This window comes from Streptomyces sp. SID5643 (genome assembly GCF_009872555.1).
Taxonomy (GTDB): Bacteria; Actinomycetota; Actinomycetes; order Streptomycetales; family Streptomycetaceae; genus Streptomyces; species Streptomyces iakyrus.
Genome location: NZ_WWIC01000165.1, coordinates 1 through 17821 on the forward strand (window position 1 = coordinate 1; position 17821 = coordinate 17821).

General features: G+C 70.4%; 20 protein-coding genes. 9 read left to right on the forward strand and 11 right to left on the reverse strand.

Going from position 1 to position 17821, the window contains the following annotated elements:
* The 4 genes from GTY56_RS19415 to GTY56_RS19430 form a co-directional block, all read right to left on the reverse strand.
* Window positions 1-1418: alpha/beta hydrolase (locus GTY56_RS19415; RefSeq protein WP_161366616.1), on the reverse strand; the 1418-nt coding region annotated here is incomplete at its 3' end.
* A gap of 229 nt (window positions 1419-1647) precedes the next feature.
* On the reverse strand, window positions 1648-3165 hold the full coding sequence (locus GTY56_RS19420) for a cellulase family glycosylhydrolase (protein WP_161366617.1): 1518 nt from the start codon (window positions 3163-3165) through the stop codon (window positions 1648-1650).
* Window positions 3166-3313: 148 nt separating this feature from the next.
* Window positions 3314-4132 (reverse strand): ABC transporter permease, encoded by an 819-nt coding sequence (locus tag GTY56_RS19425; protein ID WP_161366618.1) that lies wholly within the window; start codon window positions 4130-4132, stop codon window positions 3314-3316.
* On the reverse strand, window positions 4129-5088 hold the full coding sequence (locus GTY56_RS19430) for an efflux ABC transporter ATPase subunit, DrrA-related (RefSeq protein ID WP_161366619.1): 960 nt from the start codon (window positions 5086-5088) through the stop codon (window positions 4129-4131). Before GTY56_RS19430 ends, GTY56_RS19425 begins: the two co-directional genes overlap by 4 nt.
* 108 nt (window positions 5089-5196) lie before the next feature.
* Between GTY56_RS19430 and GTY56_RS19435 the strand changes: the two genes are divergently transcribed.
* The gene (locus GTY56_RS19435) at window positions 5197-5970 is read left to right on the forward strand and encodes a TetR/AcrR family transcriptional regulator (RefSeq protein ID WP_161366620.1); all 774 of its coding nucleotides are present in this window, start codon (window positions 5197-5199) and stop codon (window positions 5968-5970) included.
* 12 nt (window positions 5971-5982) lie between these two features.
* Here the strand turns inward: GTY56_RS19435 and GTY56_RS19440 are convergent, their stop codons facing one another.
* A complete protein-coding gene (locus tag GTY56_RS19440; RefSeq protein ID WP_161366621.1) occupies window positions 5983-6444 on the reverse strand; it encodes an ester cyclase in 462 nt (153 codons plus the stop codon).
* Window positions 6445-6525: 81 nt separating this feature from the next.
* On the opposite strand from GTY56_RS19440, the gene GTY56_RS19445 reads away from it, so the two are divergent.
* A complete protein-coding gene (locus GTY56_RS19445) occupies window positions 6526-6993 on the forward strand; it encodes a MarR family transcriptional regulator (RefSeq protein ID WP_161366622.1) in 468 nt (155 codons plus the stop codon).
* Window positions 6994-7009: 16 nt separating this feature from the next.
* On the opposite strand, the gene GTY56_RS19450 is transcribed toward GTY56_RS19445, so the two are convergent.
* A complete protein-coding gene (locus GTY56_RS19450) occupies window positions 7010-7984 on the reverse strand; it encodes a thiol-disulfide oxidoreductase DCC family protein (protein WP_161366623.1) in 975 nt (324 codons plus the stop codon).
* A 132-nt stretch (window positions 7985-8116) separates the two neighbouring features.
* Here GTY56_RS19450 and GTY56_RS19455 point away from each other — a divergent pair, with 132 nt between their 5' ends.
* Complete coding sequence (locus GTY56_RS19455) at window positions 8117-8791, forward strand: SGNH/GDSL hydrolase family protein (protein WP_161366624.1); 675 nt, start codon at window positions 8117-8119, stop codon at window positions 8789-8791.
* Here GTY56_RS19455 and GTY56_RS19460 read toward each other — a convergent pair.
* Entirely contained in the window at window positions 8779-9531 is a 753-nt protein-coding gene (locus tag GTY56_RS19460) for an aminoglycoside adenylyltransferase family protein (RefSeq protein WP_161366625.1), read from the reverse strand. The genes GTY56_RS19455 and GTY56_RS19460 overlap by 13 nt on opposite strands.
* An 85-nt stretch (window positions 9532-9616) precedes the next feature.
* On the opposite strand from GTY56_RS19460, the gene GTY56_RS19465 reads away from it, so the two are divergent.
* Window positions 9617-10609: an aldo/keto reductase gene (locus GTY56_RS19465; protein WP_161366626.1), complete on the forward strand. Its 993-nt coding sequence runs from the start codon at window positions 9617-9619 to the stop codon at window positions 10607-10609.
* Between the two features lie 213 nt (window positions 10610-10822).
* Here GTY56_RS19465 and thpR read toward each other — a convergent pair whose 3' ends face one another.
* Window positions 10823-11395: an RNA 2',3'-cyclic phosphodiesterase gene (gene thpR / locus GTY56_RS19470; RefSeq protein WP_161366627.1), complete on the reverse strand. Its 573-nt coding sequence runs from the start codon at window positions 11393-11395 to the stop codon at window positions 10823-10825.
* 25 nt (window positions 11396-11420) lie between these two features.
* Between thpR and GTY56_RS19475 the strand changes: the two genes are divergently transcribed.
* Complete coding sequence (locus GTY56_RS19475; protein WP_161366628.1) at window positions 11421-11942, forward strand: GNAT family N-acetyltransferase; 522 nt, start codon at window positions 11421-11423, stop codon at window positions 11940-11942.
* Between the two features lie 96 nt (window positions 11943-12038).
* Window positions 12039-12626: a Uma2 family endonuclease gene (locus GTY56_RS19480; protein ID WP_161366629.1), complete on the forward strand. Its 588-nt coding sequence runs from the start codon at window positions 12039-12041 to the stop codon at window positions 12624-12626.
* Between the two features lie 9 nt (window positions 12627-12635).
* Here GTY56_RS19480 and GTY56_RS19485 read toward each other — a convergent pair whose 3' ends face one another.
* Complete coding sequence (locus tag GTY56_RS19485; protein ID WP_161366630.1) at window positions 12636-14015, reverse strand: MFS transporter; 1380 nt, start codon at window positions 14013-14015, stop codon at window positions 12636-12638.
* 27 nt (window positions 14016-14042) lie between these two features.
* Window positions 14043-14480, reverse strand: coding sequence for a MarR family winged helix-turn-helix transcriptional regulator (locus tag GTY56_RS19490; protein ID WP_161366631.1), 438 nt, complete (start codon window positions 14478-14480; stop codon window positions 14043-14045).
* A 155-nt stretch (window positions 14481-14635) separates the two neighbouring features.
* Here GTY56_RS19490 and GTY56_RS19495 point away from each other — a divergent pair, with 155 nt between their 5' ends.
* Complete coding sequence (locus tag GTY56_RS19495; protein WP_161366632.1) at window positions 14636-14863, forward strand: ribbon-helix-helix protein, CopG family; 228 nt, start codon at window positions 14636-14638, stop codon at window positions 14861-14863.
* Here the strand turns inward: GTY56_RS19495 and GTY56_RS19500 are convergent.
* Window positions 14833-16284 carry an NCS2 family permease gene (locus GTY56_RS19500; RefSeq protein WP_161366633.1) on the reverse strand — a complete coding sequence of 484 codons (1452 nt, stop codon included), beginning with the start codon at window positions 16282-16284 and terminating at the stop codon, window positions 14833-14835. The two genes, GTY56_RS19495 and GTY56_RS19500, sit on opposite strands and share 31 nt — an antisense overlap.
* A 117-nt stretch (window positions 16285-16401) precedes the next feature.
* On the opposite strand from GTY56_RS19500, the gene GTY56_RS19505 reads away from it, so the two are divergent.
* Together GTY56_RS19505 and GTY56_RS19510 are read left to right on the forward strand one after the other, a co-directional pair.
* The gene (locus GTY56_RS19505) at window positions 16402-16677 is read left to right on the forward strand and encodes a DUF2530 domain-containing protein (protein WP_161366634.1); all 276 of its coding nucleotides are present in this window, start codon (window positions 16402-16404) and stop codon (window positions 16675-16677) included.
* A gap of 186 nt (window positions 16678-16863) precedes the next feature.
* Entirely contained in the window at window positions 16864-17709 is an 846-nt protein-coding gene (locus tag GTY56_RS19510) for a class I SAM-dependent methyltransferase (RefSeq protein WP_161366635.1), read from the forward strand.
* Window positions 17710-17821: the final 112 nt, after the last annotated feature.

A 17821-nucleotide genomic window follows, 5' to 3' on the forward strand; every position in this document is an offset into this window, starting at 1 on the left:
AGGCAGGCGTTGCCGCTCAGCGTGATGCCGTGGTTGCCGCCACCCTGCTCCACCACGAGGCTGGAGTTCTTCAGCAGCCGGTGCATGGTGACGCCGCCCTGGTAGGGCGTGGCCGCGTCGTCCGTCGCCTGGAACAGCAGCACCGGCGGGAGCTTGCTGTTGGCGACGTTCACCGGCTTGAGCGTCTTCGTCGGCCAGAACGCGCACGGTGCGTTGTACCAGGCGTTGTTCCACGCCATGAACGGGGCCTTCTCGTACACCGCCCAGTTGTCCTTGCGCCACTGCTTCCAGTCGCGCGGCCAGGACGCGTCACGGCACTGCACGGAGGTGTAGACGCTGTAGCCGTTGTCGCCGGAGGCGTCGATCGCCGCGATGTTGTCGTAGGCCTCGACCAGCGCGGCGGTGTCGTGGTCGTTGACGTAGGCCGCGAACGTCTGGGCGAGCGTGGGCCAGTAGCCGTTGTTGTAGCCGCCGGGCAGGAAGATGTCCTCCAGCTCGGAGGCGCCCACCTTGCCGCCCGCGGGCTTCTTGGCCAGGGCCGCCCGCATGGCGTACCACTTGGCCTCGATCTTCTTCGGGTCGGTGCCGAGCTTGTAGGTGCCGTTGTACTTGGCTATCCACGCCATGAGCGCCTTGTGGCGCTTGTCGAAGGCGTAGTCCTGCTGGATGTTGTCCTCGTACCAGACGCCCGTCGGGTCGACGATCGAGTCCAGCACCAGGCGCCGCACCCGCTCGGGGAACAGCTTGGCGTAGACCGCGCCCAGGTAGGTGCCGTACGAGTAGCCGAAGTAGTTGATCTTCGGTGCGCCGAGGGCCTTGCGGATCGAGTCCATGTCCTTCACGGCGCTGACCGTGTCGATGTACGGCAGGACGGCCTTGTACTTCGTGCCGCACGCCTGGGCGAAGGACTTGGCGCGCGCGAGGTTGGCCTTCTCGATCGCCGGGGTGCTGGGGACGGAGTCGGGGCGCACCGGGTCGAAGTGGCCCGGCTTGCAGTCCAGGGCGGGCTGGCTCTCGCCCACTCCGCGCGGGTCGAAGCCGATGACGTCGTACTGGGCCGCGACCTCCTCGGGCAGGGACGACGCGACGAACGGGGCCAGCGACAGACCGCTGCCACCGGGGCCGCCGGGGTTGACCAGCAGCGGGCCCTGGGACTTCGGCGCGGTGTGCGGCACGCGGGACAGCGCGAGCGTGATCTGCTTCCCCCGCGGCTTCGTGTAGTCGAGCGGCACCTTCAACGACGCGCACTGGAGCGTCGGGGCGTCGTCCGTCCCGCACTTCTTCCATGTGACCTTCGCCGCGGCGGTCGTCAGGGCGGTGTTCGCCGACTGTGACGTGCCGGCGTTGGCGGGGGCGGCGGCGAGCGTCCCGGCCAGGACGACCGTGACGCCGCTCAGTACGGCTGCGCTTCTTCTCATGGAGTTCTCTCGCAACGTTGAGGGGGGTCGGGCCCGTGAGTGACACGGGCCGTGCCGCATCGTTTCGGAAGAGCGCGCCACACGCGTACGGTTCCGACCGAGACTTGACCGAATCGAGTCATAGTCTGCTCTCAGGAACCGCACAGAGAAGGGGAGTTCCGGCAATCCGGACACGTCGCCCCGGCATGGGTACGCCCGGTGGTCACCGGGCGCCCCACTCACCGCGCGATCACGTCGCCGTACAACTCACACCCGTCGCACCTCCGCCCCCGGGCGCACCACTGAGGCCGAAGCTCGCCGAACCTCCCACCGGCACGCTCCCGTTGTGCGCCGCGTTGAGCGCGGTGACGGTCGCCCCGTTCTGGGTGTGCGACGCGTTCCACATGTTCGTGACCTTCTGCGCGCCGCTCCACGTCCACGTCACCTTCCAGGACTTCAGCGGCAGCGTGCCCGTGTTGGTCACCTTCACCTCGGCGTTGAAGCCACCGCCCCAGTCGCTCCCGACCGTGTACGCGGCGGAGCACGTGGCGTTGCCGCCTCCGGGGTCGCCGGGACCGCCCGGGCCGGGGCCGGGGCCGGGGTCGAAGCCCGGGGCCTTGATGGACGCCAGGTACCCGTCCTTCACCGTGTCCACGGTCTGCCAGTCGTCCTTCAGGATGCCGCCCGTGTCACCGGAGTTGGGGTTCCAGGACCAGAACGTCCAGTGAAAGCCGTCAGCCCCGTACGCGGATGTCGAGCGCAGGTACTTCACCAGCTCGGCCAGCCACTTCTGGTCCACCGAGGACTGGAGCGTCGTACCGAACTCGCCGAGCCACACCGGGGCGATGTTCTGCTTGAAGATGTAGCCCCAGTACTTGTCCCAGATCCCGGGCATGTTGGCGGGGAAGGACGGGTCGGAGAACCAGGACTGCTGGGCCACCGACGTGGCGTAGTCGTGCGCCGAGTACACCAGCCGGTCCGGGACGTCCAGCTGGACCGGGTGCTGGGCCACGCCCATCAGGTTGCCGCCCCACCAGCCGTTCGTGCCGTTGTACGACTGCACGCCCTCGACCATGATCAACAGCTCGGGGTTGGCCGACAGGACCGCGTTGCCCGCGCGCTGGGCTGCGAGGCGCCAGTCGCGGGAGGTGTCGCCGCAGCCCCAGCAGGCGGGGTCGTGGGGCTCGTTGTGCAGGTCGATGCCGATCACCGTGGAGTTGCCCTTGTAACGCGTCGCCAGGGCCTTGAGGTTGGTGATCCACGTCGACTCGGGGACCGACGCCGTGTACCAGAGCGCCGACTGGCCCGCCGCGTCCGGCCGGTGCCGGTCCAGGACGATCTTCAGGCCGGACTGGCCCGCGTAGGCGACGATCCGGTCCAGGACCTGGAGGGACGTCAGCCCGCGCAGGTCCGTGTTCTTGCCGTCGTGACTGATGCCGTCCGGCATGGTGCCGGGCTTGAGGATGTCGTCGCTGTAGGGCATGCGGATGGTGTTGTAGCCCAGCGACTTCATCTGGTCGATCATGCTCTTGTAGTCGCGGGCCCACAGGCCGTGGACGACGTGGTTGGCGGTCTCGAAGCCGAACCAGTTGACTCCGGCGATACGGACGGGCTTCCCGGCCGCGTCCAGGATCTGCCGGCCGCTGGTGTGCCAGTAGCCGGCGCCGGCGGCCTCGTCGGCGCCATCGGCCCGTGCCGACTGCACGCCTGCCAGCGGTAACAGGAGCGCCGCGGCAACACACAGCGCTCTGCGCAGAGTGCGGAACATGTGGCTGCTTCCTCTCGGTCCTGCGGGGACGGTGAGGCACGGCACCCGGAACTGGCTGGGAGCGCTCCCATCATGCCGCGCACCTCCCAGAGAACTGACGCACCATGAGCACGTCAAGACCCCGGGAGGTGCACGGCCTCGGCGACCGCTACCGGCTCAGCTTCTTGAACCGCCGTACGGCCAGCGGCAGGAAGACCGCCGTCAGGATCACCGGCCACACCCCGGCCATCAGCAGCGCGTGCTGCTCGACCCAGGTGTCACCGCCGACCGGATTGCCGAACAGCTCGCGGGTCGCCGCCGCCGTGGAGGAGATCGGGTTCCAGACCGCCACCCAGCCGAGCCAGTCGGGCATGAGCTGCGGCGCGACGAAGATGCTGGAGATCATCGTGAAGGGGAAGGCGACCGCGAAGAGGCCGCCCGCAGCCTCCGGGTTGGGCACGATCAGACCCAGCCACACCCCGATCCAGATCAGCGAGAAGCGCAGCCACAGCAGCAGCCCGAACGCGCCGAGGAAGCCCGCGCCGCCGTCCGGCCGCCAGCCCATGGCGAGCGCGGTGAGCATCATGATCGCCAACTCGGCGCAGGCGACGATGATGTCGGTGACCCCGCGCCCGGCCACCACGGCCGAGGAGGCCATCGGCATCGAGCGGAAGCGGTCGATGACGCCCTTGGTGGAGTCGTAGACCACGACGGTCGCGGTGTTGATGAAGCCGAACGCCATGGTCATCGCGAACATGCCCGGCATCAGGAAGTCCTTGTAGTCCCCGCCGTTCGGCACCTTCATGGCGCTGCCGAAGACATAGCCGTAGAGCAGCACGGACATGATCGGGAAGCCCAGCTGCCAGGCGATGTTGACCGGCTGGCGCTGGTAGTGGGTCAGGCCGCGGCGGACGATGTTCCAGCAGTCGGCGAGCAGCCAGTAGCCGGCGCTCCGCGTGCCGGGAGTGCTCAGGTCGGTGGCGCTCATGCCGCGGACTCCTTTTCGGTGCGGTGGCCGGTCAGGCGCAGGAACACGTCGTCGAGGCTCGGCCTGCGCAGCCCGATGTCCTCGACACGAACGCCCTCGTCCTGAAGGGTCCGCGCGACCTCGGTGAGGGCGGTGACCCGGTCGGCGACCGGGGCGTGCACCCGCAACTCCGTCTCGTCCGCCTCGGGTTCGCCGTCCGTGACCCGGGCGACGACCTTCACCACCCGCGGGATCTCGGACCGCTCGGCGACCACGACCTCGATGCGGTCGCCGCCGACCCGGCTCTTCAGCCCGTCCGGGGTGTCGTCGGCGATGGCCCGCCCCTGGTCGATGACGGTGATGTGCGAGGCGAGCCTGTCGGCCTCCTCCAGGTACTGCGTGGTCAGCAGCACGGTCGTGCCGCCGGCCACCAACGCCCGGACGGAGTCCCAGACTTCGCCGCGGCTGCGGGGGTCGAGACCGGTCGTCGGCTCGTCGAGGAAGAGGACGGCCGGGGCGAGGATCATGGAGGCCGCGAGGTCGAGGCGGCGCCGCATGCCGCCGCTGTACTTGCCCACCCCCCGGTCGCCGGCGTCGGTCAGGTCGAACTGCTCCAGCAGCTCGGTCGCCCGCAGCCGGGCCCGCTTCCCGCCCAGATGGAACAGCCGGCCGAACATCTCCAGGTTCTGCCGGCCGGTGAGCACCTCGTCCACCGCCGCGTACTGGCCGGTGAGCCCGATCCGGGCCCGGACCTCGCGCGACTGCCGGACCACGTCGAGACCGGCGACCGTCGCCCTGCCCCCGTCCAGCCGGATCAGCGTGGACAGGATGCGGACGGCGGTGGTCTTGCCCGCCCCGTTCGGCCCGAGCAGGCCGTGCACCGTCCCCTCGCGCACCGCCAGGTCGAAGCCGTCGAGTGCGCGCTTCTCGCCGTACCGCTTCTCCAGCGCCTCGGCCTGCACCGCGTATCCGTCCATGCCGCCCCCTCCCTTGCGCTCGCGCCCCGTCGGCCCGAACTGGGTACAGCGTACCCGATTACGCGTACGCTGTACCCAATTTTTTCGCGGAGACCTAAGCTGGACCCCATGACGAGCGGCACGAGTGGCACGGGCAGTACGGAAACCAGCGGCAGCGGCGACATCGCCCGCACCCTCGAACTGCTGTGGGACACCGGCCGCCGCCCGAGCCGCGGACCGAAACCGGCCCTGACTCTGGACCGGATCGTGGAAGCGGCCGTCCAGCTGGCGGACGCCGAGGGGCTGGAGGGGCTCTCCATGCGCCGCGTCGCCGCCGAGCTCGGCACCGGCACCATGTCGCTGTACCGGTACGTCCCCGGCAAGAGCGAGCTGCTCGACCTCATGCTGGACCGGGTGCAGCGCCCCTCGGAGAACCCGGCCGACCCGGGCGACGGCGGCTGGCGCGCGGCCCTGGAGGCCCTGGCCCGCTCGACCCTGGCCCTCTACCGCCGCCACCCCTGGCTGCTCCAGGTCAACCAGTCCCGCCCGATCCTCGGCCCGAGCGCCCTCGACGGCATGGAGAAGGTGCTGTCCCTGATCCGCCCGATGGGGCTGAGCGACCCCGAACTGGTCTCGGCGATCATCATGATCGACGGGTACGTCGTGGGGGCCGCACGTTCGCAGCTGTACGAGCAGGAGGCGGAGCGCCGGACGGGCCTGACGGACGCCGAGTTCTGGCAGGCGCAGGTGCCGATGCTGGAGAAGGCCATGGCGTCGGGCCGTTACCCGGTCATGGCGTCGCTCTCCGAGGACGCCTTCGGCACGGACTTCGACCACTTCGAGTTCGGGCTCCAGCGGATCCTGGACGGGCTGGAGGTCCTGGTCACCTCCCGCGGGGCGTAGGGACCCGGGACGTCAGGACCGGGCCGGGCCGTTGGGGCCGGAGACGGCGCCGAGCTGCGCGAGGCCGGCCAGGACATCGGTGCAGGTCCAGTACTCGACGAACCTGCCGCCGGAGACCCGCAGGATGTCGTGGCCGCTGAAGGCGACAGGGGTTCCGACCGGGGCCGTGGCGTGGTCGAGGCCGCCCGCGTAGCGGGCGCGGAGCGTCCAGCGCGCCGCGATCAGGTCACCCTGGACGATCGGCCCGAGGTCCACGGTGAGGACGACGTCCCCGAACACCGCCATGGTCTGCTCGATCTCGGGGAGCAGCCGGGCCGGACCCGTCACCGCTTCCGAGTCGCTGCCGTCGGGCCGCGCCTGGTGCACGACGAAGCCGGGATCGAGGATCTCACCGGCCCGGGTGAAGTCACCACGCCATAACGCGGTCCAGTGGCCGTACAGCTCGCGCATCCGCTCGGCGGACAGGGTGCTCATGCTGCGCTCCTTCGGTGGAATAGTATCTGCGCCACGAAGTATCTGCGTGACGCAGTGAATTGAAGGAGGGGGCGCCGAGCCGTGTCAACCGAGAATCGCGAGGGCCTGATCGCCGCCGTCGCCGTGGCCGCCCGGCGGCAGCACGCCGCGTACAGCCTCTTCAACCAGGCCATGGCCGACCGGCTGGGACTGCATCCGACGGATCTCCAGTGCGTGAGCCTGCTCGGTCTCGAACCCGAGCCCCTCACCACGGGGCAGATCGCCGAGCTGACCGGCCTCACCTCGGGTTCGGCCACGCGGCTCGTCGACCGGCTGGAACGGGCCGGGCTCGTGGAACGGCGGCCCGACCCTCACGACCGCAGACGGACCCGTGTGTCGCTCACCGCCCGGCGAGCACCGGAGGCCGATGCCGCGTGGGACGCCCCCGGCAACGCCTTCGCCGCACTCCTCGCCGAGTTCGACGATGAGGAACTCCGGGTGATCGAGCGCTACCTGCGCCGCTCCACGGAGGTGGGATCCGCGCAGGCGGCACGGCTGCGGGAGCGGTAGCCCGGGAGGCGGGGGGCTAGCCCCGGCGCATCAGCCGCCGCAGGCCGAACAGGGCGATCAGCACAGCACCCGCGGCGATCGCGCCGGTCTTCAGGTTGCCGCTCAGCCCGTCTCCACCGCCGTCGGACGTGGCCGAACTCCCGTTCCCGGAAGGCGAGTCGGCCCCGCCACCGCCCGGGGCGTCCTGCGGCTCCACCGGGCTGTCCGCCCCTTCGGCGCCGTACATCAGCTTCTTGCCGTCCGCCGTGTAGGTGACGGACTCCCCCTGCCCCAGGAACGGTACGCCGAGCCGTTCCTTCTTCTTGATCTTCCCGCCGTTCCAGTCGTACGCGATCGCACCGAAGTAGCTGCGTACGACCAGGTGTTCGCCGTCCGGGGAGAGCGTGGCGTCGGTGGCCTCCAGGTCGGGGACGGCCGCGACGGGCCGGAACGTGTTCGACCCGGACGGGGAGAGCCGGGCCGGGCCCTCGTACAGGTGCCCGCCCTTCTCGTTCTTGTCGACGATGTAGACGCGGCCGGTCTTCGGGTGCACAACGAGCGACTCGGCGTCCCGCGCGCCGTCGGAGTACTTCACGACGTACTGCGTTGCCTTGATCGTCCGGTCGCGCAGGTTCTTCGGCTCGGGCAGCCGGTAGATCCAGACGTACGGCCAGGTGCCACCGAGGTTGTCGCCGATGTCGCCGACGTAGATCCGGCCGTCCGGTCCGATGGAGATGGCCTCGACGTCGCGCGGGCTGCCCACGCCGGACATGGTGATCGTGGCGACCGTCTCGCCCGTCGCACTGTCGACGGCGTAGAGGTACGCCCCGTCGTCGCTGTCGTTGTGCGTCCAGTAGATGCCGGGGTGCTGTCGCGAGGCCGCCAGGCCGCTGGACTCGGTGATGCGCGGGTCCTTGATCGTGAACTTCTCGTCGCCGTCGGCGGCGGAGGCGGGCACGGCGAGGGCGCCCGTGAGGAGGGCCGCGGCGAGAAGGGCGAACGGTCTGCGCATGCCCCAAGCCTGCCATCCCGCCCGCCGGTTCAGCGGCGGTTCACCGGGGCCGGGGGATCAAGGAGCCGGCCGGACACCGGGCGTGGCCCGACTCACACCCCGCCGGCCGACCTGATCGTCCATGATGAGCGGATGCTCAGGTTCATGCCCGTCGGTGACTCCATGACGATCGGGAGCACGGGCGAACACACGTGGCGCTACCGGCTGTGGCAGCACCTGTGCCGTTCCTACGGCGGACCCTTCACCCTCGTCGGGCCGCGCGAGACGCTCTACGACAAGCTCGCCGAGGCCCCGGTGTCCCACGCCTATGCCGAACCGGACTTCCCGCGCGCCCACCTGGCCGGCTGGGGCGAGGGCTGGCAGCACATGGCGCCGCTGATCGGTGACGCGGTGCGGTCGTACCGCGCGGACGTCCTCCTGGTCTCCCTGGGCCTGATCGACCTCGGCTTCTACACGAACGCCGAGCAGACCGCGGAGAACGTCCGGGCCTTCACGGCCGAGGCACGGGCGGCGAACCGCCGGGTGGGGATGGTGTGGCTGCCGGTGACCCCGAACGTGCGCGCGCGGACGGACGCGGCCTTCGCCGGCGAGGTCGCCCGCTTCAACGAACTCCTCGCCAAGACGGCAGCCGACCTCGACGAGCCCGGCTCCCCCGTCCTCCTGGCCTCGCCCCCGCCGTCGTACGACATCGCCGCCGACACCTACGACGGCACCCACCCCAACGCGAGCGGCGAGCACAAGATCGCCGCGGCCTTCGCGGAGGCGATGCACCAGGGCTGGGACCTGGCCGGGCCTTACGAGGAGTAGCTCTCCCCGATCATCCGGACCAGGTGCTCCGCACAGCCCCGGACGTCGAGGCCGCCCCACCGCTCCTCCTCGTCCCCGAGGTAGACGGCCCGGGCATGGGCGAGGACCGGCCGGTGCTCGGCGGGCAGCCGGGCGGCGGCCCATGCGGCGGCCGCGTCCTTGGACCGGATGCCGCCGGTGTCGAGGGTGCTCCACACACGGGCCAGGGTGAGCAGCACGTTCCGGGTGTCCGTCGCCAGGTCCTCCGTCAGCTCCGGCACCCCGGCGACGATCGCCCGCCGGAGGTCGGCGGCCGGAACGGGGTCGAGCAGTTCGGCGGGCCGGGGCCCCAGCAGCGGCGCGTCGGCGAGCAGCACCATGGTGAGGACGGGGGCGAGGTCCGGGTTCGGCCCGGGGGCCGGGATCCGCCCGCGCTCGAAGTCCTCCCGCAGCCACTCGCCGTACAGGAACTCGCAGACGGGCGGATACCGCCAGGGCCGTACGCGGTCCTGCACGACGACGGTCAGCTCGACGGGCCGCAGGCCCTCCCCCATCCCGGAGACCTTCAGCAACTCCGCCACCAGCAGACGGCGTTGCTCATGACCGGTCGGCTCCCGCACCACGGCCAGGACGTCCACGTCGCTGCGCGGACGCAGGCCGCCGAGGGTGGCTGAGCCGTGCAGGTAGACGCCGAGCAGCAAGTCGCCGAAGGTGGTCCGCAGGAGCTGGACGAGATGGTCGGTGTGCGGCGGCTCGGACATGTGCGCCCCCCGGTGTCGTGGTCACCGTACAGGCTCGGATTCCGTGCTTGCCTGGAGCGCACTTCAAGACGTTGGCTTGGGGACCATGAAGTACACGCAGCTCGGACGCACGGGACTCAAGGTCAGCCGGCTCGTCCTCGGCACCATGAACTTCGGCCCCCAGACCGACGAGGCCGACAGCCACGCCATCATGGACGCGGCGCTGGACGCAGGTATCAACTTCTTCGACACCGCCAACGTGTACGGCTGGGGCGAGAACAAGGGCCGCACCGAAAGCATCATCGGCAACTGGTTCGCGAAGGGCGAGGGGCGCCGCGACAAGGTCGTCCTCGCCACGAAGGTCTACGGCAACATGGGCGCCGACGGCCCGGCCTGGCCCAACCACGACAAGCTCTCCGCGGTCAACATCCGGCGGGCCGTGGACGCCAGCCTCAAGCGGCTCCAGACCGACTACATCGACGTCTACCAGTTCCACCACGTCGACCGGGCCACCCCCTTCGACGAGATCTGGCAGGCGATCGACGTCCTGGTCCAGCAGGGCAAGATCCTCTACGTCGGCTCGTCGAACTTCCCCGGCTACAAGATCGCCCAGGCCAACGAGATCGCCGCCCGGCGCGGCGGGACCATCGGCCTGGTCAGCGAGCAGTGCCTGTACAACCTCGCTGAGCGGCGCGCCGAGATGGAGGTCGTCCCGGCCGCGCAGGAGTACGGCCTGGGCGTCATCCCGTGGTCGCCGCTGCACGGCGGTCTGCTGGGCGGCGTCATCAAGAAGGAGGTCGAGGGCGGCCGCCGCGCCTCGGGCCGCGCGGCCGAGGCGCTCGCCGACGCCGGTACCCGTGCGCAGATCCAGTCCTACGAGGACCTGCTCGACAAGCACGGCATCGAGCCCGGCGAGGCCGCCCTGGCCTGGCTGCTGACCCGCCCCGGTGTGACCGGCCCGATCGTCGGCCCGCGCACCGCCGAGCAGCTCGCCTCCGCCGTCCGCGCGTCCGAGCTGGAACTGTCCGGGGAGCTCCTGACCGCCCTGGACGACATCTTCCCGGGCCCGGGTCCGAGCCCGGAGGCTTTCGCCTGGTAAGGGGGCTGTACCGAGGTCCGCAGTTCTCCCGTCGCCCCCCAGGGGCGCGGGGAACTGCGCGACCAGCCCCCACCGACCGCAGCCGGAGCACGTCCGACCACAGCCCCGCCGCCCTACCTCCCGAGCACGGAAGCCAGGGCGACGACGAGAAACATCAGCACAAGCACACCGGCCATGATCCGGTTGCGGGTTTTCGGGTCCACGACACCGAGCCTAACCGGCTCCCCCGAGCGGCCAGCGCCCGACCACCTCGTACCGGGGCTGCTCCCCCGGAATCCCCGATGTCGGCAGATTGCTCCGCACCAGGCACAGCTCCCGCACACTCCAGCTCCGGCCCGTGAATGCGGCGAGTGCGTCCAGGAACGCCCGCACGTCCCCCGCATCCCGGCTCCGCGCCACGGTCAGATGGGCCTTGTACCGCCGGTGCTCCCCCATCGGCACCCCGGCCTTGCGCGCGGCCGCCTCGGCCCGCTCGGCCAGCAGCCGGAGGTCCGCCAGGTCCCCCTCGGCCCCCGCCCACAGCGCCCTCCCGTGCCCGAACTGCCCGCCACCCCGCACGGCCAGCGAGAACGGCTCGGTCCGGTGCGCGGCCCGCTCCAGCCGCTCCGTCAGCTCCGGGACGAGACCGTCGTCGACCTCACCGTAGAAGGCGAGCGTGAAGTGCCAGCCGGGACGACCGGTCCAGCGCATGCCGTCGGCGCCGGGCAGCGCGCGTAACGAGTCGACCACATCGCCGAGTTCACGGCAGACGTCGTCAGGGGGCAGCACGGCCGCGAAGAGTCTCATGGGGCCAGCCTGGCACCATGAGACCATGCGGATCACCATCCGGGACGGCGGGCCCGACGACATTCCCGCGATACTCGGCATGCTCGACAGCTGTGTGGAGTGGCTGGTCTCCCAGGGGCGCACGGGTCAGTGGGGGACGAAGCCCCTGTCCCAGAGCGAGAAGACGGTGGAGTCGGTCGGCCGGTACATGGCGGAGGGCAGCGTGTACATGGCCGACGTCGACGGCGTCCCGGCCGGCACCCTCACCCTCACCGACTCGGGGGGCGCCACCCTGTCCCACCTCCCGCAGCCCGGCGAACCCGAGCGCTACATCCACTGGCTGGCCTCGGACCGCCGCTTCAAGGGACACGGCGTGGGCAGCGCCCTGCTCACGCACGCGGCCGAGGAGACCCGCCGCGCCGGGATCTCCCTCCTGCGCGTCGACTGCTACGCCGGCGACGACGGCAAGCTCGTCCGCTACTACGAGGCCAACGGCTTCACCCGCACCGAGGCCTTCACGGTCGGCGAGAACGACTGGCCCGGCCAGCTGCTGGCTCGGCGGGTGTAGGCGGCCCCCAGACCCGGGCGTGTCCAGGTCACCGTGCGTATCGTTGTACTGCGCGGCCGGCTCCATCCGCGAGTGCGGCCGGGGAGGAGCGCCACGATGACCGTCCTTGCAGACAGGATCGAGATGGCCGACAGCAGCGGTGAACTCACCCTCGACACGATGTTCGAGTGGGTGCAGACGATGCCGGTCCCCGAGGGCTACAAGGTCGAGATCGTCGGGGGGAACATCTTCATGGCGCCTCAGCGGGACACCCACTGGGACATCATCCTGGACATCGTCGAGCAGCTGCGCAGCAAGTACCCGCGCAAGCGCGTGAAGTCCGACGTCCGTGTCGACTACCCGGGCCACCTCAACGGCTTCGCCTCCGACATCACCGTGATGACGGAGGGCGCGGCGAAGAACGCCAAGGGCCTGTGGCGCTACCAGGACGTCGAGTTCGTCGCCGAGGTGATCTCCCGGAAGACCGGCGCCAACGACTACGGCCCCAAGAAGGACGCCTACGCCGCCGCCGGCGTGCCGGTGTACCTGATCGTGGATCCGTACACCGGCCGCTGGCATCTGCACACCAAGCCCAAGGACGGCGAGTACCGGGGCGAGCTGAGCCTGGACTTCGGGGACGAGATCGACCTGACGGGTACCGTGGTCGGGCTCGTCCTGAAGACCGGTGAGTTCCCCCGGGACTGAAGCCGTCCCCTACGCCGCCGGGGCCAGCGCCTCCTGCTGCTCCCGCGGCACGAACCGCACCCGGGGATGCCCCCGGTGCCATCCCACCGACAGGCGCAGATTGCCGACCCGGGCCAGGATCAGGCCGATCACCGCCGCGGCGAGCACCGCCACCGCGCCACCGGCCGCGAGGCCGACCCGGGCGCCGTAGGTGTCGGTGATCCAGCCGACTATCGGGGCACCGACCGGTGACCCGCCGAGGAAGACCATCATGTAGAGGGCCATGACACGGCCGCGCATGGCCGGGTCCGTGGACATCTGGATGCTGGTGTTCGTCGTGACGTTGACGGTCATGCCGAACAGCCCCAGCGGCACCATGAGCAGGGCGAACATCCACAGGGTGGGAGTCGTCGCGGCCAGGATCTCCAGCGCGCCGAAGGCCATGGCCGCCACGATCAGCAGCCGCAGCCGGGCCGTGCCCCGCCGCGCGGCGAGCAGCGCTCCCGCGACCGAGCCGACCGCCATCAGCGTGTTGAACATGCTGTAGGCGCCCGCCCCCGCGTGGAACACGTCGTCCGCGAAGGCCGACAGGTAGACGGGGAAGTTGAAGGCGAACGTGCCGACGAAGCCGACCAGGACGATCGGCCAGATCAGCTCCGGGCGGCCGGTGACGTAGCGCACGCCTGCGCGCAGCTGTCCCTTGCCGCGCGGGGCACGCTCCACGATGTGCAGCTCGCGGGAGCGCATCAGCAGCAGGCCGGTGAGCGGTGCGATGAAGGACAGGCCGTTGAAGAGGAAGGCGTAGCCGGTGCCGACGCCGGTGATGAGCAGACCCGCTACGGCGGGGCCGACCAGCCGGGCGGACTGGAAGTTCGCCGAGTTCAGGCTGACGGCGTTCTGCAACTGCCCCGGGCCGACCAGCTCGGAGACGAAGGACTGCCGGGCCGGGTTGTCCACGACGGTGGCGAGACCGACGGCGAACGCGGCGACGTACACGTGCCACACCTGGACCTGACCGGTGAGGGTGAGGACAGCCAGGGCGATCGCGGTGAGCGCCATCGCGGTCTGCGTCACGAGCAGCGTGGGCCGCTTGCGCAGCCGGTCGACGAGGACACCGCCGTAGAGGCCGAAGAGCAGCATCGGCAGGAACTGCAGCGCGGTCGTTATGCCGACGGCGGCGGAGGAGCCGGTGAGGCTGAGCACCAGCCAGTCCTGGGCGATGCGCTGCATCCAGGTGCCGATGTTGGAGACGACCTGCCCCATGAAGAACAGGCGGTAGTTCCGCACCTTCAAGGAAGAGAACATCGAGGCCCTGCGGGCGGGGCGGGCGGAGGCGGGTGCGTCGGGAGCGGTCGGGGAGTCGTGGGGATCAGGTGCGGGGGCGGAAGCTGCTCCGGTTCCCGAACTCAAAGGGTTCGCCTCCTTGGTGCATACGGCTTACAGGTGCGCGAGTTTCTCCAGCACGGGGGCGGCGGCGCGGAGTTTCGCCCACTCGTCCTCGTCGAGGTTCTCCACCAGCGTCGCCAGGAACGCGTTCCGCTTGGCACGGCTCTCCTCGAGCATGGTCTCGGCCTGCTCGGTGCGCGTGACGACCTTCTGGCGCCGGTCCTCGGGGTGCGGCTCCAGCCGGACCAGGCCCTTGGCCTCCAGCAGCGCCACGATGCGGGTCATCGAGGGGGGCTGGACGTGCTCCTTGCGGGCGAGCTCGCCCGGTGTGGCCCTGCCGCACAGGGACAGGGTGCCCAGCACCGACATCTCGGTGGGGCTGAGCGATTCGTCGACCCGCTGGTGCTTGAGCCGACGGGACAGCCGCATCACTGCGGATCGGAGGGCGTTCACGGCGGCTACGTCGTCGCCATGGCTGAGGTCCGGCATGTTCTTTAGCGTAACTCATTACTCTCGCTAAAGACCAGCGGTAACACGCCGGACGGTCCGTGACGCCCGCCACTCAAGCGTGACATCACTCATATGGGTGACAGGGCGACGGAACCACGCGCACCGCACCGAACGGTGCCGCGACCCTCGTGCTCATGGGGACCAGTGTGCTCAGCCTGCGAATAGACCACGACCTGCTCGAACGGCTCCGGCACCATGCCGCGAAAAGCGGAATGAGCGTCCAGGACTATGTCGTCCGGACGCTCATTCGCAATGACTTCGACCAGCGGTTCCAGGCCGCCGTCGAGGAGACGGAGAGGTTCTACGGATCCTCCGACTCCGAGGACGAGGATCAGGTCAGACCCAGCGCCGGCATCAGGTAGTAGAACGCGAACACCGCCGCCACCGCGTACATCGCCGACGGCACCTCCCGGCCCCGCCCGGCCGCCAGCCTCAGCACCGCGAAGGTGACGAAGCCCATGCCGATGCCGTTGGTGATCGAGTAGGTGAACGGCATCATCAGCATCGTCACGAAGGCCGGGACGGCGATCGTGTAGTCCGCCCAGTCGATCTCCTTGACCGATCCGGCCAGGATCAGGAAGCCGACCGCGACCAGCGCGGGCGTGGCCGCCTGGGAGGGGACCATCGTGGCCACCGGCGTCAGGAAGAGCGCGGCGGCGAAGAGGCCGCCGGTGACGACGTTCGCGAGGCCGGTCCGGGCACCCTCGCCGACCCCGGCCGTGGACTCGACGAACGCGGTCGTCGCGGAGGAGGAGCTGGCGCCGCCGGCGGCGACCGCGAGGCCGTCGACGAACAGCACCTTGTTGATGCCGGGCATCTGCCCCTCGCCGTCGGTCAGCTTCGCCTCGTCGGAGACGCCCATGATCGTGCCCATCGCGTCGAAGAAGCACGACAGCAGCACGGTGAAGACGAACAGCACCCCGGTCAGCACGCCGACCTTGTCGAAGCCGCCGAACAGGCTGACCTGCCCGATCAGCCCGAAGTCGGGGCTCGCGACCGGGTTGCCGGGCCACGTGGGCGTGGTCAGGCCCCAGCTCGGCACCGTGGCGACCGCGTTGATGGCGACCGCGAGGACCGTCATGGCGACGATCGAGATCAGGATCGCGCCGGAGACCTTGCGCACGATGAGCGCCAGGGTCAGCAGCACGCCCAGCACGAAGACGAGCACCGGCCAGCCGTTCAGGTGACCGTCGCCGCCCAGCTGGAGCGGGACGGTGGTCTGCGCGGCGTCCGGGATCCGGGAGACGAAGCCCGCGTCGACGAGCCCGATCAGCATGATGAACAGGCCGATACCGATGGAGATGGCCTTGCGCAGCCCGTAGGGCACGGCGTTCATGACGCGCTCCCGCAAGCCCGTCGCCACCAGCAGCATGACCACGAACCCGGCGAGGACCACCATGCCCATCGCGTCCGGCCAGGACATCCTCGGGGCGAGCTGGAGGGCGACGACGGAGTTCACGCCGAGTCCGGCGGCCAGGGCGATCGGGACGTTGCCGATGACGCCCATGAGGAGGGTGGTGAGCGCGGCGGTGAGGGCCGTCGCGGTGACCAGCTGCCCGTTGTCGAGCTGGTGACCGTACATGTCCTTGGCGCTGCCGAGGATGATCGGGTTCAGCACGATGATGTAGGCCATCGCGAAGAAGGTGGCCAGACCGCCCCGGACCTCGCGGGACAGGGTGCTGCCCCGTTCGGAGATCCGGAAGAAGCGGTCGAGTGCGCCGTACGTACGCCCGACTCCCGGCTGTTCAGGGGCGGGGACCTTGGCAGGAGCCGAGGAGGACATGGGTTTGGTGTTTCCTACGAAGAGAAGTGGTCAGACACAAACCGTTTCAGTATGAACATATAAGGCCTCGATCGGCCATCTCCGCGCGTAGACCCAATCTCCTCGTAAGCTGTCCCCATGGCGAAGTGGACCCCCAGACACGAGGCGCCGGAGCCCCTGGAGGGCCCCGTGGTCGCCACCATCACCGGCGGCACGATCCTGTGGTTCGTCCTCTTCCTGGTCCAGCTCCCCTTCTACGGCTGGTTCGACGACCACGGCCACACCTGGTGGGTGTGGACCTGCCTGGCCGGCGCCGGACTGGGACTGATCGGCATCTGGTACGTCCGCAAGCGCGACGCCGCGATCAAGCAGGCGGCGGCCGAGGACCCGACGGCGTCCCCCACGGCCCCGTAGCCCAGCGACGACCAGCCAGTTCGTCCGGCACGGTCCCGACCCACCCCCACCGCCAGGCGAAGCGGACGCGCACCCCCGCACTCTCCGACGAGACACCCGCCCGCCCCCTCCCTACGCTCAGGAGATGGCGGCGACGCTCGAACCCGTCGCGCGGAACCCGCCGCCGGACCGGTGAGGAGCGCAGCGATGACGATGCAGAACAGCGCGGTCGACGCCGACCGTGCCCTGAAGTCCAAGCACCGGGCGATGTGGGCCCAGGGCGACTACCCGTCCCTGGCCGCCGAGGTCATCCCCGAACTGGGACCGGTCCTGGTCGAGGCGTGCGGGGTGCGCTCCGGCCTGCGGGTGCTGGACGTGGCCGCCGGCTCCGGCAACGCCGCGATCCCGGCGGCCCTGGCCGGCGCGGACGTGGTGGCCTCCGACCTCACCCCCGAGCTGTTCGAGGCCGGCCGGCGGGTCGCCGAGAAACAGGGTGCCCACCTCACCTGGCAGGAGGCCGACGCCGAGGCCCTGCCCTTCGGGGACGCCGAGTTCGACACCGTGCTGTCCTGCGTGGGCGTCATGTTCGCCCCGCACCACCAGCAGGCCGCCGACGAACTCGTCCGGGTCTGCCGCCCCGGCGGCACCATCGGGCTGCTCAGCTGGACGCCCCAGGGCTTCATCGGCCGGATGTTCGCCGCCATGAAGCCGTACGCGCCCCCGCCCCCGCCCGGAGCCCAGCCGCCCCCGCTGTGGGGGGACGAGGACCACGTCCGCGCCCTCCTCGGCGACCGGGTCACGGACGTCAGCGCCGAACGCCGCACGGTCCGGATCGACCGCTTCGGGACGCCGGAGATGTTCCGCGACTACTTCAAGGAGCGCTACGGCCCGACCATCAGCGTCTACAAGAACATCGCCGGCGAGCCCGACCGCGCCGCCGCCCTGGACGGCGCCCTGGTGGACCTCGCCCGCGACGCCGACCAGGGCACGGGCTCGGGAAGCACCGTCCTGGAGTGGGAGTACCTGCTGTTCACCGCCCGCCGGGCGGGCTGACACCGGGCGGGGCGCCGGGACGCGGCACCCGGGTCCGACGGCGTACAACTGCCGTACGACCACGGCACGAAGTGCGTCCTTCCCAGGTCGGATCTTCGCCGCATTCGGCGGG

What these genes read in the sequence shown, in the direction of transcription:
- GTY56_RS19480 (WP_161366629.1), top strand. Translation starts at nt 12,039, where the DNA reads ATGACCGTCCTTGCAGACAGGATCGAGATGGCCGACAGCAGCGGTGAA.
- GTY56_RS19420 (WP_161366617.1), bottom strand. Translation starts at nt 3,165, where the DNA reads ATGTTCCGCACTCTGCGCAGAGCGCTGTGTGTTGCCGCGGCGCTCCTG.
- GTY56_RS19500 (WP_161366633.1), bottom strand. Translation starts at nt 16,284, where the DNA reads ATGTCCTCCTCGGCTCCTGCCAAGGTCCCCGCCCCTGAACAGCCGGGA.
- GTY56_RS19440 (WP_161366621.1), bottom strand. Translation starts at nt 6,444, where the DNA reads ATGAGCACCCTGTCCGCCGAGCGGATGCGCGAGCTGTACGGCCACTGG.
- GTY56_RS19490 (WP_161366631.1), bottom strand. Translation starts at nt 14,480, where the DNA reads ATGCCGGACCTCAGCCATGGCGACGACGTAGCCGCCGTGAACGCCCTC.
- GTY56_RS19475 (WP_161366628.1), top strand. Translation starts at nt 11,421, where the DNA reads ATGCGGATCACCATCCGGGACGGCGGGCCCGACGACATTCCCGCGATA.
- GTY56_RS19510 (WP_161366635.1), top strand. Translation starts at nt 16,864, where the DNA reads ATGACGATGCAGAACAGCGCGGTCGACGCCGACCGTGCCCTGAAGTCC.
- GTY56_RS19505 (WP_161366634.1), top strand. Translation starts at nt 16,402, where the DNA reads ATGGCGAAGTGGACCCCCAGACACGAGGCGCCGGAGCCCCTGGAGGGC.
- GTY56_RS19465 (WP_161366626.1), top strand. Translation starts at nt 9,617, where the DNA reads ATGAAGTACACGCAGCTCGGACGCACGGGACTCAAGGTCAGCCGGCTC.
- thpR (WP_161366627.1), bottom strand. Translation starts at nt 11,395, where the DNA reads ATGAGACTCTTCGCGGCCGTGCTGCCCCCTGACGACGTCTGCCGTGAA.
- GTY56_RS19495 (WP_161366632.1), top strand. Translation starts at nt 14,636, where the DNA reads ATGGGGACCAGTGTGCTCAGCCTGCGAATAGACCACGACCTGCTCGAA.
- GTY56_RS19450 (WP_161366623.1), bottom strand. Translation starts at nt 7,984, where the DNA reads ATGCGCAGACCGTTCGCCCTTCTCGCCGCGGCCCTCCTCACGGGCGCC.
- GTY56_RS19425 (WP_161366618.1), bottom strand. Translation starts at nt 4,132, where the DNA reads ATGAGCGCCACCGACCTGAGCACTCCCGGCACGCGGAGCGCCGGCTAC.
- GTY56_RS19455 (WP_161366624.1), top strand. Translation starts at nt 8,117, where the DNA reads ATGCTCAGGTTCATGCCCGTCGGTGACTCCATGACGATCGGGAGCACG.
- GTY56_RS19460 (WP_161366625.1), bottom strand. Translation starts at nt 9,531, where the DNA reads ATGTCCGAGCCGCCGCACACCGACCATCTCGTCCAGCTCCTGCGGACC.
- GTY56_RS19435 (WP_161366620.1), top strand. Translation starts at nt 5,197, where the DNA reads ATGACGAGCGGCACGAGTGGCACGGGCAGTACGGAAACCAGCGGCAGC.
- GTY56_RS19430 (WP_161366619.1), bottom strand. Translation starts at nt 5,088, where the DNA reads ATGGACGGATACGCGGTGCAGGCCGAGGCGCTGGAGAAGCGGTACGGC.